Origin of the sequence: Streptomyces sp. NPDC006283 (assembly GCF_040613325.1) — a bacterium.
Classification (GTDB): domain Bacteria; phylum Actinomycetota; class Actinomycetes; order Streptomycetales; family Streptomycetaceae; genus Streptomyces.
Genome location: NZ_JBEXRZ010000061.1, coordinates 24498 through 37081, shown reverse-complemented (window position 1 = coordinate 37081; position 12584 = coordinate 24498). Strand labels below are relative to the sequence as shown.

The window sequence follows — 12584 nt, the reverse complement described above, 5'->3', positions numbered from 1 at the left end:
CATCGCCATCGCCTCCGGGCTGGCCGGCACATCGGCGTACACCTGGCTGAAGGTGCCCGTCACCGAGGACCCCGACGACATGGGGGCGGTGCTGGGCCGACCTCGGCCCGTACCGTCTGCTGACCGGGCTCGCTGCCGACGCGGCCGACGACCCCGCCGTACGCGCACTGCTGGCACCCGCGCACCACGAACTGGCCCGCACGGCCGAGGTGTTCCTCGACTGTGCGGGACAGGCCGGCCGCACGGCGGCCTCGCTCGGCATCCATCGGCAGACGCTCTACTACCGGCTGTCGCGCGTCGAACAGCTCACCGGCCTGGACCTCGACGACGGCGAGCACCGGCTGCTCCTGCACATGGCGCTCAAGAGCGCACGGCTGTAGCGCGCGTGCGGGAGGCAGGGCCCTGGCGGGCGGCGGGGCGTGGCGCGCGCCTTTCCACATCCCTGGCCTCGCGCTCCGGCGCCGTTGGCCTCAGGCTGCGGCGTCGGCGCGCGCGGACGTCAGTGCCTCACCGGTGCGCTGCGCCCCGGTGCCGGCAGGGCTCGCGGCCGGAGCCTCGGGCTCTACCGCGGGCCGCGAGTCGGCCGTGACCGGCTTGCGCAGCAGAAGCAGGGCCGCGTCGTCGTGCAGCCGTCCGCCCACATGCGCCTGCAGTTCGTCGTGCAGAGCGGCGACGGTGCGGGACGGCTCGTCCGACACATGCCGCGCCATCCCCTCGGCGAGCGGGTAGAACTCACGGTGGTGGTTGCGTGCCTCGGTGACGCCGTCGGTGTAGAGAAGCAGCTGGTCACCGTCTTCGAAGGGCAGGACCTGGAGACTCGGGGTCTCACCGGTGAGCCCGCTCAGGCCGAGAGGCGGCACGGGGTCGACCGGTTCGACCGGCGCGACCATGCCGTCGTGGACCAGCAGCGGCGGCGCATGCCCGCAGTTGACGACCTCCATGTGCCCATCCCGGGGGTGTCCGACGACCACGGCGGTGACGAAGTCGTCGGAACCGAGGTTGCGCGACAGGCTCCGCTCGATCCGGCCGACGACCTCCAGGAGGTCGGGTTCGTCATAAGCGGCCTCGCGGAAGACACCGAGGACCAGGGCCGCGGTGCCCACCGCGGGCAGCCCCTTGCCGCGGACGTCGCCGACGAGCGCCCTGACCCCGTGCGGGGTGGACAGCAGGGCATAGAGATCGCCGCCTATCCGGGCCTCGGCCTCGGCGGCGCTGTAGCGGACGGCTGCCTGGAACTCGCCGACGACGGCGGGCACGGGCTTGAGCAGGGCGTGCTGTGCGGCCTCCGCCACCGACCGGACGGCCGCCAGCACCCGCTCGCGCCGCACGCGCAGCGCACTGGCCAGGCTGCTCGCCAGGGTGACGGCGACCAGCGCGGACAGCACGATCGCCTCCTCGCCGCCCGACGCGCGGCCGCGGGCAGCGAGCACGGCAGCCAGGGCCACGGCGAGCAAGCCGATGCGCAGGACGGCGCGCGGACTGCTGGTGACGGCAGCCAGCGCGGGCCCGACGGCCAGCAGCGGCAGCCAGGTCATGCCTGATCCGCCGAGAAGGTCGAGGGCGGCCACGGCGACGACGATCAGGGCCGGCGCTCCCACGACGGCATGGGCCGCGATGCCCGGCAGGTCCGGCGCGCCCGCGGCCGGGGACGCCGCTGCGCCGTTCGCCTGGGCCCGCCCCCCGGAGCCGGCCGCTCGCTCGGCAAGGCTTCGGAGTCCCGCACGGCACCGGGACCAGTACGTCCGGCAGGCGCGCTGATGCTCTGGCGTCGGGCCCATGCTCTTCAACCGCAACTCTCTATCCCGTTCCCTTACAGCAGAATGTCCGCTTTATAAGGAAATCGTTAAGCGTGCGGGGTCACAAGGGCCCGTTTTTCAAATAGTGAGCGACAGGCCCCGTGTCACACGGTTCGCTGCCGGGATCAGCCGCGCTCGGACCTCATCGGCACGGGAGAGCTGGTCCGCCGGCAGGGAGACACCGAGCGAGCCGAGTCGGTGCCCGCTGTAGACGGGCACCGCGACGCAGACCGTCCCGAGGGTGTACTCCTCGAGGTCCATGACGGTCGGCTCGGAGGGTGCCGCCTCGAGCCGCCGGAGCAGTTCGGAACGCCGAGTGATGGTGCGGGGCGTGAGATCGGCGAGGGCGTGCCTGGAGAGGTAGTCGTTGCGGGCCTCGTCGTCCAGCTCGCGGAGAACGCATTTGCCCAGCGCCGTGGCGTGTCCGGCGTCCTCGAACCCCACCCACAGGTCGACCCGGGGCGCACGGGGGCCGTCGACGATTTCGGCGACCCGGATCTCCCCGTCCTCGTAGAAGGTCAGATAGGCGGCGGCCGCCAGCTCGTCCCGGAGCGCGCCGAGCGTGGGACGGATGCGGCTGAGCAGCGTCTGCCCACGGCTTCCGGCGTTCAGCACATGGAGCTTGTCCCCGAGGACGAAGCCGCCGTCCTCCAGCTTCCGCACGTACCCGTCGTGGACCATCGTCCGCAGCAGGTGGTAGGTGGTGGCCAGGGGCAGCCCCACCTCCCGCGCCAGCTGCTTCGCCGTCGCGCCACCCTCGTGCGCCCCCACGGCTTCCAGCAGTCGGAAGGCTCGCTGCACGGAAGAGATGAGGGTGGGGCCGCTTTCAGCACCCATGGCTCCAGCTTGCGCCGGGTGGATCCGGCGGGCAAGGCGCCCGGGTGTGGCGAGCCTTCGCGGCCGCGTGCAGGCGGGGAACGGGTCTCGATATTTACGACCGGAAACGAAACGGAACCAATGGTTCCGTGACAACCGCCACAGCCGTTTCCGGGCGCCAGGAAGGTCGATAGTAGATACCGCCCCGGCGACATAAGGAGATTTGTCCGTCTCGATTCGGACATGCGTCACACTGCGTTCGACCACTTCGTCGCTTTCGGCGCACACGCCCGCCCGTCGGTCGTCCGGGCTCATTTGACGGGGCGTCATGGAATTCGGCTGCTCCCGCACACGGGTCAGCACGCCCGTACGCCCGTGGCAAGGATGGGCCGGGCCTACGAAGCGAGGTAGTAGTGGACCCTCATTGCCCTCCGCTCGCGGCCGTCCTAACAATGGCTGCCCGCAAAGGCGTCCCCGCAGGTCACACACAGAACGTGCCAGGCCAACCGCTCTCGGTGGCGCTCCGCGATGACGAATGAGGTCACACATGAGCAAGCACCGCCGACCGACGCACTACCGGAAAATAACCATCGCTGCCGTCGCCATGGCCGCCGTGGGTGTGCCCTCTGTAGCCATGGCTTGTATGGACCCGCAGGGGAATCAGGACAGCCGCCGTGGCGAGTGGCAGAGTGCGCGCTCCGACCAGCGGTGGCACGACGACGATTCCGACCAGCGGTGGGGAGGGGACCGGTGGGACCGGAAGCCCCGGCCCGAGTCGCAGACCCCCACCACGCCGCCGGCCGCGCCGAAGCCCACCGCGCCGAAGCCCACCGCACCGAAGCCCGCCACTCCGAAGCCGACGGCCCCCAAGCCCGCCGCTCCGAAGCCGGCCGCCCCCAAGCCCGAGGCGCCCAAGCCTGCTGCGCCGAAGCCCACCGCGCCGTCCACGGCCGCACCGGCGTCGGGCGATGTCGCCCGCGTCGTGGCGCTCGTCAACAGCGAGCGCAGCAAGGCCGGATGCTCGCCGGTGACCGTGAACGCGAAGCTGACCAAGGCCGCCCAGGCGCACAGCGAGGACATGGCCTCCCACCGGAACATGTCCCACACGGGGTCCGACGGGTCGAACGCGGGTGACCGCATCACCCGTGCCGGTTACAACTGGAGCAGCTACGGCGAGAACGTCGCCTACGGCTACTCCAGTCCCGAAGAGGTCATGGCGGGCTGGATGTCCAGCCCCGGCCACAAGGAGAACATCCTCAACTGCGGCTTCAAGGAGATCGGCGTCGCCATCGCCCAGCCCAACGACTACTGGACGCAGAACTTCGGCACCGCCCGATAGACGTCCCTGCGAAACCGCGACCTGCCGGCAGGACGCAGTCGGTCGAATCCGCCCCGCTGGATCCCATCCGGCGGGGCGGAGTGCTGCCCCCGTCGGCGAGGGGTCCCGTACGCCGCCAGGCGTCCCCGCGCAGCAGGAAGGGCCCGGTGCCACCACCGGGCCCTTCCTGCTGCGCGTGGACGCGTGGCGCGGGCGTCAGTCCGCGAGGTTCACCGAGCGGGCCGACGTCGCGCCGATCTCCTCCGCGATCTCCGTCAGAACCGCCGTCGGCACCGTGTCGTCGACGGTCAGGACGACAAGCGCCTCGCCGCCCTCCTCGGCACGGGAGACCTGCATGCCGGCGATGTTGAGACCGGCCTCGCCGAGGATGCGGCCGACGGTGCCGACCACACCCGGGCGGTCCTCGTAACGCAGCACCGCCATGTGGTCGGCGAGCGCGAGGTCCACGTCGTGCTCACCGATCGCGACGATCTTCTGGAGGTGCTTCGGCCCGGCCAGCGTGCCGGAGACCGCGACTTCCTCGCCGCCCGCGAGCGTGCCGCGCACGGTGACGACGTTGCGGTGGTCGGGGGACTCGGAGCTCGTGGTCAGACGGACCTCGACACCGCGCTCCTGCGCGAACAGCGGCGCGTTGACGTACGAAACCGTCTCGTCGACGACGTCCTCGAAGACACCCTTGAGCGCGGAGAGTTCGAGCACCTTGACGTCGTGCTGGGTGATCTCGCCGTACACCTCGACGTCGAGGCGGACCGCGACCTCGCTCGCGAGCGCGGTGAAGATCCGGCCGAGCTTCTCGGCGAGCGGCAGACCCGGGCGCACGTCCTCGGCGATGACACCGCCCTGGACGTTGACGGCGTCCGGGACCAGCTCGCCGGCGAGGGCGAGACGCACCGAGCGGGCGACGGCGATACCGGCCTTCTCCTGGGCCTCGTCCGTGGACGCGCCGAGGTGCGGGGTGCAGACGACCTGGTCGAGCTCGAAGAGCGGCGAGTCGGTGCAGGGCTCCTTCGCGTACACGTCGAGGCCCGCGCCGGCGACCCGGCCCTCCTTCAGCGCCGTGTACAGCGCCGCCTCGTCGACGATGCCGCCACGCGCCGCGTTGACGATGCGGACGGCCGGCTTGACCTTGTGCAGCGCCTCGTCGCCGATCAGGCCGAGCGTCTCGGGGGTCTTGGGGAGGTGGACCGTGATGAAGTCGGAGACCTCGAGCAGCTCGTCGAGCGAGAGCAGCTTCACGCCCATCTGGGCGGCGCGCGCCGGCTGGACGTAGGGGTCGTACGCGACGATCTTCATGCCGAAGGCGGACATGCGCTGCGCGACCAGCACGCCGATGCGGCCGAGACCGACGACGCCGAGGGTCTTCTCGCTCAGCTCGACGCCGGTGTACTTCGAGCGCTTCCACTCGCCGTTCTTCAGCGCGGCATTGGCCTGGGGGATGTTGCGCGCGGTGGCGACGATCAGACCGCAGGCGAGCTCGGCGGCGGTGACGATGTTGGACGTCGGGGCGTTGACGACCATCACGCCGGCCTTGGTGGCGGCGGAGACGTCCACGTTGTCCAGGCCGACACCGGCACGGGCGACGACGCGCAGCTTCTTCGCGGCGGCGATGGCCTCTGCGTCGACCTTGGTGGCCGAGCGGACCAGGATCGCGTCGACGTCGGCGATGGCGGGGATGAGCTCCGCGCGGTCGGCGCCGTTGCAGTGCCGGATCTCGAAGTCCGGGCCCAGCGCGTCGACGGTGGCGGGCGAAAGCTCTTCAGCGATGAGTACGACAGGTTTCGAGCTCACGTGAGTCCTCACAAGTCCAGTGCGGACGGCCGTCCCGACGGCCGCAGGCGGTGGAGGGGCAAGCCGCGTGGAAGACGCACGACACTGTGGGCCTGACGCGTAGGTGTTGTTGAGCAGTGTAGTGGTGCCGCACGGCGCGTCTTGCGCCTCGTTGGCAGGATCACTCGTCCGTGGCTGGACGAAGTGGAGAAGCGGTCGGGCATACGGGCGAGGGGGCCGGAAAATCCGGCCCCCTCGCCCCCAGGATCACGCCTCGTCGTTGTCGACCCAGCTCATGAGCTTGCGCAGCTCCTTGCCGGTGGTCTCCAGCAGGTGCTCGGAGTCCTGGGTCTTGTACTCGTTGTACTTCTTCAGACCGCCGTGGTACTCGTCCATCCAGTTCTTGGCGAACGTGCCGTCCTGGATCTCGGCGAGGACCTTCTTCATCTCGGCCTTGGTCTGGTCCGTGATGATGCGCGGTCCGGTGACGTAGTCGCCCCACTCGGCGGTCTCGGAGACCGACCAGCGCATCTTCTCCAGGCCGCCCTCGTACATGAGGTCCACGATCAGCTTCAGCTCGTGGAGGCACTCGAAGTAGGCGATCTCCGGCTGGTAGCCGGCCTCGGTCAGGGTCTCGAAGCCCGCCTTGACCAGCGCCGCGGTGCCACCGCAGAGGACGGCCTGCTCACCGAACAGGTCGGTCTCCGTCTCCTCCTTGAACGTCGTCTTGATGACACCGGCACGCGTGCCGCCGATGCCCTTGGCGTACGACAGCGCCAGGTCGAAGGCCTTGCCGGTGGCGTCCTGCTCGACGGCGGCGATGCAGGGAACGCCGCGGCCCTCCTCGTACTGGCGGCGGACCAGGTGGCCCGGGCCCTTGGGGGCGACCATGGCGACGTCGACACCGGCCGGCGGCTTGATGAAGCCGAAGCGGACGTTGAGGCCGTGGCCGAAGAACAGGGCGTCGCCGTCCTTCAGGTTGTCCTTGATGGACTCCTCGTAGACCTGCGCCTGGATCGGGTCCGGGACCAGGATCATGATGACGTCGGCCTCGGCGGCGGCCTCGGCCGGGGTCACCACGCGCAGGCCCTGCTCCTCGGCCTTGGCCTTGGACTTGGAGCCCTCGTGCAGACCGACGCGGACGTCGACACCCGAGTCACGCAGCGACAGCGCGTGGGCGTGACCCTGGCTGCCGTAGCCGATGACCGCGACCTTGCGGTTCTGGATGATGGACAGGTCGGCATCGTCGTCGTAGAACAGCTCGGCCACTGGGATATCTCCTTGAGGTGCACGTCGTTGGAATGACGCTGTTTGCGTCCCACCGTACGGCGGGATGGGATCGGAAGGTCTCGGGGTCTCGCCAGGCGAGAAGGGTGTTACGCGCTGCGGTCCAGGGCGCGCAGCGACCGGTCCGTGATGGAGCGGGCGCCACGCCCTATGGCGATCGTGCCGGACTGGACGAGCTCCTTGATGCCGAACTGCTCCAGCATCTTCAGCATGGCCTCGAGCTTGTCACTCGAACCGGTGGCCTCGATGGTGACGGCCTCGGGCGACACGTCGACGGTCTTGGCACGGAACAGCTGGACGATCTCGACGATCTGGGAGCGGGTCTCATTGTCCGCGCGGACCTTCACCAGCACGAGTTCACGCTGGATCGCGCCGCCGGGCTCGAGTTCGACGATCTTCAGAACGTTGATGAGCTTGTTGAGCTGCTTGGTCACCTGCTCGAGCGGCAGGTCCTCGACATTGACCACGATCGTGATGCGGGAGATGTCGGGGTGCTCGGTGACACCGACGGCGAGCGAGTCGATGTTGAAGCCGCGGCGGGAGAACAGGGCGGCGATCCTGGCCAGGATGCCGGGGGTGTTCTCCACCAGGACGGAGAGCGTGTGCTTGGACATGTGCGTCGTTCCTCTTCCTACAGCTCTTCCGGCTCTCAGTCGTCTTCGTTGTCGCCGAAGTCGGGGCGGACACCGCGCGCTGCCATGACCTCGTCGTTGGAGGTGCCGGCGGCGACCATCGGCCACACCTGCGCGTCCTCGTGGACGATGAAGTCGATGACGACCGGGCGGTCGTTGATGGCGTTGGCCTCGGCGATGACCTTGTCGAGGTCGTCAGGGGACTCGCAGCGGATCGCGTGGCAGCCCATGGCCTCGGACAGCTTGACGAAGTCGGGGACGCGGGTGCCGGCGCTCTTCTCCAGGCCGGTGGCTTCCGGGCCGGAGTGCAGCACGGTGTTGGAGTAGCGCTGGTTGTAGAAGAGGGTCTGCCACTGGCGGACCATTCCGAGCGCACCGTTGTTGATGATCGCGACCTTGATCGGGATGTTGTTGAGCGCGCAGGTGACCAGTTCCTGATTGGTCATCTGGAAGCAGCCGTCGCCGTCGATCGCCCAGACCGGACGGTCCGGCGCTCCGGCCTTGGCGCCCATCGCGGCCGGGACCGCGTAGCCCATCGTCCCGGCGCCGCCCGAGTTCAGCCAGGTGGCGGGCTGCTCGTAGTCGATGAAGTGGGCGGCCCACATCTGGTGCTGGCCGACGCCGGCCGCGAAGATCGTCCCCTCCGGGGCCAGTTCGCCGATGCGCTGGATGACCTGCTGCGGGGCGAGGCTGCCGTCGCCCGGCTGCTCGTAGCCCAGCGGGTAGGTCTCGCGCCAGCGGTTGAGGTCCTTCCACCAGGCGCTGTAGTCGCCGGTGTGACCGTCGTTGTGCTCGGCCTGGACTGCCTGGACCAGGTCGGCGATGACCTCGCGGGCGTCGCCGACGATCGGCACGTCGGCGGTGCGGTTCTTGCCGATCTCCGCCGGGTCGATGTCGGCGTGGACGACCTTGGCGTACGGGGCGAAGCTGTCCAGCTTGCCGGTGACGCGGTCGTCGAAACGGGCTCCGAGGGCGACGATCAGGTCGGCCTTCTGCAGCGCGGTGACGGCGGTGACCGCACCGTGCATGCCCGGCATTCCCACGTGCAGCGGGTGGCTGTCGGGGAACGCGCCCAGCGCCATCAGGGTGGTGGTGACGGGGGCTCCGGTGAGCTCGGCGAGAACCTTCAGCTCGGCGGTGGCGCCGGCCTTGAGGACTCCGCCTCCGACGTACAGGACCGGGCGCTTGGCGCCGGTGATCAGCTTGGCGGCCTCGCGGATCTGCTTGGCGTGCGGCTTCGTCACCGGGCGGTAGCCGGGCAGGTCGGTCTGCGGCGGCCAGCTGAAGGTGGTCTTCGCCTGGAGGGCGTCCTTGGCGATGTCGACGAGGACGGGACCCGGGCGGCCGGTGGAGGCGATGTGAAATGCCTCCGCGATGGTGCGCGGGATGTCCTCGGCCTTGGTGACGAGGAAGTTGTGCTTGGTGATCGGCATGGTGATGCCGCAGATGTCCGCCTCCTGGAAGGCGTCCGTACCGATCGCCTTGGAGGAGACCTGGCCGGTGATCGCGACCATGGGCACCGAGTCCATGTGGGCGTCGGCGATCGGCGTGACCAGGTTGGTGGCGCCGGGCCCGGAGGTGGCCATGCACACCCCGACCTTGCCGGTGGCCTGGGCGTACCCGGTGGCCGCGTGACCCGCGCCCTGCTCGTGACGGACGAGAACGTGGCGGACCTTCGAGGAGTCCATCATCGGGTCGTACGCCGGGAGGATCGCGCCGCCCGGAATGCCGAACACCGTGTCGGCCCCTACTTCCTCGAGAGAGCGAATGAGGGACTGCGCACCCGTGACGTGTTCGACGGTGGCGGACGGCTGTCCGCCGGTACGGGCCCGCGGCTGCGGATGGTGGGCCCCGGAGGCCTGCTCGGTCATCGCGTTCTCTTCTCGAAGCTGAGGGTTTTGAGAGGGTTTGGTACGGGTTCGATTCGTGCCGGTGCAACAAAAAACCCCTCGTGCCGTGAGGCAAGCGAGGGGAGCGCGTCGGGAGGTGTCTGCAGAGCTGTCGGTGCGGCTCTGCTCAGCCGACGCGCTTTCCAAGTACGAGAATTCGGGTGCGCATGGCACTGACCCTCCCCCCGGCGCGCCATCACTGTCAAGTGGGTGGGACAGGCGTCTCATTATTTGAGCCATTCCGGGCAGGGGGGACGCCACCCGTCAGAACCGGCATGGCCATGCCGTCGGGCATCGGGAACTCGCCCCTGACCAGGGCACGCCGCAGCCGGTACTCGTCCAGCGGCCCGGAGAAGGCCATGCCCTGGCCATGTGTGCAGCCCATGGCACGCAGCGCCTGCACCTGCTCCGGGACGTCCACGCCGTCGGCCACCGACTGCATGCCGAGATCGCCCGCGATCCGCAGCAGCCCACTGGTGATCTTGTGAAGTCTCGCCGACTCGACGACGCCCTCCACCAGCCCTCTGTCCAGTTTCAGCACGTCCACCGGGAGCCGGCGCAGTGCGTTGATCGCCGCGTATCCGCTGCCGAAGCCGTCCAGGGCGATGCGTACGCCCATTCTGCGCAGGGCGGTCAGCCGCTGCTCGAGCTCGTCGAAGGAGATCCGGGGATCGCTGTCCGCGAGCTCGATGACCAACGCGCCCGACGGCAGCCCGTGCCGCGTGAGCAGGGCCTCGATGGAGCCGAGCGGCAGTGAGCGATCCAGCAGGAGGCGGGCCGACAGGCGCACGGAGACCGGCGTCCTGTGCCCGGCCCCGCCACGCTCCGCCGCCTGCCCGACGGCCTCCTCGAGCAGCCAGCGGCCGAGCTCGGCGGTCCGGTCGCCGTCGTCGGAGACCCGCAGGAACTCGGCCGGCGTGAACAGGATGCCCTGGGCGGAGCGCCAGCGGGCCTGCGCGGAGACGGCCGCGATCCGGCCGGTGGTGAGGCTCACCACCGGCTGGTGCAGCAGCGCGAACTCGCCTTCGTGGAGCGCGCTGCGCAGCCGGGCGGCCAGTTCCGTACGGCGGACCACCTCGGCCTGCATCTGAGGTGCGTACAGCTCGACGCGGTCCTTGCCGCCGGCCTTGGCCCGGTACATGGCGAGATCGGCGTTGCGCATGAGGTCGGTGGGGCTTGTCGCGGGCTCGGCGAAGGCGACACCGATGGAGGCGGCCACCCGCACCTCGGCGCCGTCGATGCGGTACGGCTGGGAGAGCATCAGCCGCAGCCGGTCGGCGATCTCGTGGACCTGGGACTGGCGGGCCGACCGGTCGCAGGAGCCGTCGCCGACGATGAGCGCCGCGAACTCGTCGCCGCCGAGACGGGCCGCCGTGTCCCCGGCCCGTACGGATTCGGCCAGTCGTCGCGCCGCCTGGATCAACAGCTCGTCACCCGCCTGGTGGCCGAGCCGGTCGTTGACGCCCTTGAAGCCGTCCAGGTCGATGAAGAGCACGGCCGTGCCCTCGTCGCCGGATCTGCGGCCGGTGAGGGCGCCCGCGACCCGCTTGGTGAACAGGGCCCTGTTGGGCAGGTCGGTGAGCGGGTCGTGCTCCGCGTTGTGCTGGAGCTGGGCCTGGAGCCGCACCCGCTCGGTGACGTCCCGGCTGTTGAAGATCAGTCCGCCCTGGTGCCGGCTGACGGTGGACTCCACGTTCAGCCACTCCCCCGCGCCCGACCGGAACCTGCACTCCATGCGGGTCGTGGGCTCCTCCGTGGGAGCGGCCGCGAGAAAGCGGCGCAGCTCGTGCACGACGCGGCCGAGGTCCTGGGGGTGGATCAGCGAGGCCAGCTCGGAGCCGACCAGTTCCTCCGCGTCGCGGCCGTAGACCCCGGCGGCGGCGGGTGAGACGTACCGCAGCACCCCGGAGGGTGCGGCGATCATGATGACGTCGCTCGATCCCTGGACCAGCGAACGGAAGTGGTTCTCCTTCTGCGCCAGTTCATGGGTGAGGGCGATGTTGTCCAGGAGCATGATGCCCTGGCGTACGACCAGGGCGAGGACGACCGTGCACCCGGTGAGGACGACGACCCGGTCGACCCGGCGGCCCTCGATGACGTTGTAGAGGATGCCCAGCGTGCAGACGGCCGCGGCGAGGTACGGGGTGAGCGCGGAGAGCGAGCTCGTGATGGGGCGGCCCGGGGGCCTCGGGCCCCTGGACGGCCGGGCGGAGTCTGACATCCTGCGCGCTCCCCAGGGGGCGTATGCGAGCAGCAGCGAGCCCGCGAACCAGCCGGCGTCGAGCAGCTGACCGGAGCGGTAGCTCTCGCGCAGCAGCGGTGAGGTGAACAGGGCGTCGCACAGCACGGTCAGCGCGAGGCCGGCGATCGCCGTGTTGACCGCGGACCGGTTGGCGGACGAGCGCCGGAAGTGCAGCGCGAGGACCATGCTGACGAGCACGATGTCCAGCAGCGGGTACGCGAGGGCCAGCGCGGCCGGTGCGACGCTCTCGCCCTGGGCCTGGGCGGTGTGGGCGAGCGCCAGGCTCCAGGAGAGCGTGAGCAGCGAGCCGCCGATCAGCCAGGCGTCGAGCCCGAGGCAGACCCAGCCGGCCTTGGACACCGGTCGCTTGGCGAGGACCAGGAGTCCGACGATGGCGGGCGGGGCGAAGCAGAGGAAGAACAGGTCGGCCACGGAGGGGCTCGGCACCTCGCGGCCGAGCACCGCCTCGTACCAGCCCCAGACGGCGTTCCCTGCCGCCGCCATGCCGGAGGAGAGCGCGAACAGCAGCCAGGCGGTCCGGAAATGGCACTTCGCCGTGCGGGCGTAGAGGAGGCACGAGACGGCGGCGATCAAGGCGGCGACACTGAGGCCGAAATCGCCCATGATCACGGCCAGTTCGGGCGAGCCCCAGCCGAAGGCGGCCCCCGCCCCGTATCCGGCGCACACGCCCGCCAGGACGAGCTGGTGGACGAGCGCCGAGCCGCCGCGCGGCAGGGCGTTCCGGAGCACCAGCGCTCCCGGCGCGCTCATCGCTCGGTCCAGGGACGCGCGGCCCGCCCCGGAGGGGGAAGCTGC

General features: G+C 70.2%; 8 protein-coding genes and 2 pseudogenes. 3 read left to right on the top strand and 7 right to left on the bottom strand.

Annotation, left to right across the window (positions count from 1 at the left end):
- Window positions 1-94, top strand: a pseudogene (locus ABZ070_RS15545) (deoxyribose-phosphate aldolase); the annotation flags it as partial.
- Window positions 93-380, top strand: a pseudogene (locus ABZ070_RS15540) (helix-turn-helix domain-containing protein); the annotation flags it as partial. The pseudogenes ABZ070_RS15545 and ABZ070_RS15540, both read left to right, overlap by 2 nt.
- Window positions 381-470: 90 nt before the next feature.
- On the opposite strand, the gene ABZ070_RS15535 reads toward ABZ070_RS15540, so the two are convergent.
- Together ABZ070_RS15535 and ABZ070_RS15530 are read right to left on the bottom strand one after the other, a co-directional pair.
- A complete protein-coding gene (locus ABZ070_RS15535; protein ID WP_356633949.1) occupies window positions 471-1535 on the bottom strand; it encodes a PP2C family protein-serine/threonine phosphatase in 1065 nt (354 codons plus the stop codon).
- A 339-nt stretch (window positions 1536-1874) separates the two neighbouring features.
- Window positions 1875-2633, bottom strand: coding sequence for an IclR family transcriptional regulator (locus tag ABZ070_RS15530; protein WP_356633945.1), 759 nt, complete (start codon window positions 2631-2633; stop codon window positions 1875-1877).
- 526 nt (window positions 2634-3159) lie between these two features.
- On the opposite strand from ABZ070_RS15530, the gene ABZ070_RS15525 reads away from it, so the two are divergent.
- On the top strand, window positions 3160-3951 hold the full coding sequence (locus tag ABZ070_RS15525; RefSeq protein ID WP_356633943.1) for a CAP domain-containing protein: 792 nt from the start codon (window positions 3160-3162) through the stop codon (window positions 3949-3951).
- A 195-nt stretch (window positions 3952-4146) separates the two neighbouring features.
- Here the strand turns inward: ABZ070_RS15525 and serA are convergent, their stop codons facing one another.
- The 5 genes from serA to ABZ070_RS15500 form a co-directional block, all read right to left on the bottom strand.
- Entirely contained in the window at window positions 4147-5739 is a 1593-nt protein-coding gene (gene serA / locus ABZ070_RS15520) for a phosphoglycerate dehydrogenase (protein ID WP_356633941.1), read from the bottom strand.
- Window positions 5740-5985: 246 nt separating this feature from the next.
- Entirely contained in the window at window positions 5986-6987 is a 1002-nt protein-coding gene (gene ilvC / locus ABZ070_RS15515; protein ID WP_356633939.1) for a ketol-acid reductoisomerase, read from the bottom strand.
- A gap of 107 nt (window positions 6988-7094) precedes the next feature.
- Entirely contained in the window at window positions 7095-7619 is a 525-nt protein-coding gene (ilvN, locus tag ABZ070_RS15510; protein WP_356633937.1) for an acetolactate synthase small subunit, read from the bottom strand.
- A gap of 35 nt (window positions 7620-7654) precedes the next feature.
- The gene (locus ABZ070_RS15505; protein ID WP_356633935.1) at window positions 7655-9508 is read right to left on the bottom strand and encodes an acetolactate synthase large subunit; all 1854 of its coding nucleotides are present in this window, start codon (window positions 9506-9508) and stop codon (window positions 7655-7657) included.
- A 220-nt stretch (window positions 9509-9728) separates the two neighbouring features.
- On the bottom strand, window positions 9729-12539 hold the full coding sequence (locus tag ABZ070_RS15500) for an EAL domain-containing protein (RefSeq protein WP_356633933.1): 2811 nt from the start codon (window positions 12537-12539) through the stop codon (window positions 9729-9731).
- Window positions 12540-12584: the final 45 nt, after the last annotated feature.

What these genes read in the sequence shown, in the direction of transcription:
- ABZ070_RS15525 (WP_356633943.1), top strand. Translation starts at nt 3,160, where the DNA reads ATGAGCAAGCACCGCCGACCGACGCACTACCGGAAAATAACCATCGCT.
- ilvN (WP_356633937.1), bottom strand. Translation starts at nt 7,619, where the DNA reads ATGTCCAAGCACACGCTCTCCGTCCTGGTGGAGAACACCCCCGGCATC.
- ABZ070_RS15530 (WP_356633945.1), bottom strand. Translation starts at nt 2,633, where the DNA reads ATGGGTGCTGAAAGCGGCCCCACCCTCATCTCTTCCGTGCAGCGAGCC.
- ABZ070_RS15535 (WP_356633949.1), bottom strand. Translation starts at nt 1,535, where the DNA reads ATGACCTGGCTGCCGCTGCTGGCCGTCGGGCCCGCGCTGGCTGCCGTC.
- ABZ070_RS15505 (WP_356633935.1), bottom strand. Translation starts at nt 9,508, where the DNA reads ATGACCGAGCAGGCCTCCGGGGCCCACCATCCGCAGCCGCGGGCCCGT.
- ABZ070_RS15500 (WP_356633933.1), bottom strand. Translation starts at nt 12,539, where the DNA reads ATGAGCGCGCCGGGAGCGCTGGTGCTCCGGAACGCCCTGCCGCGCGGC.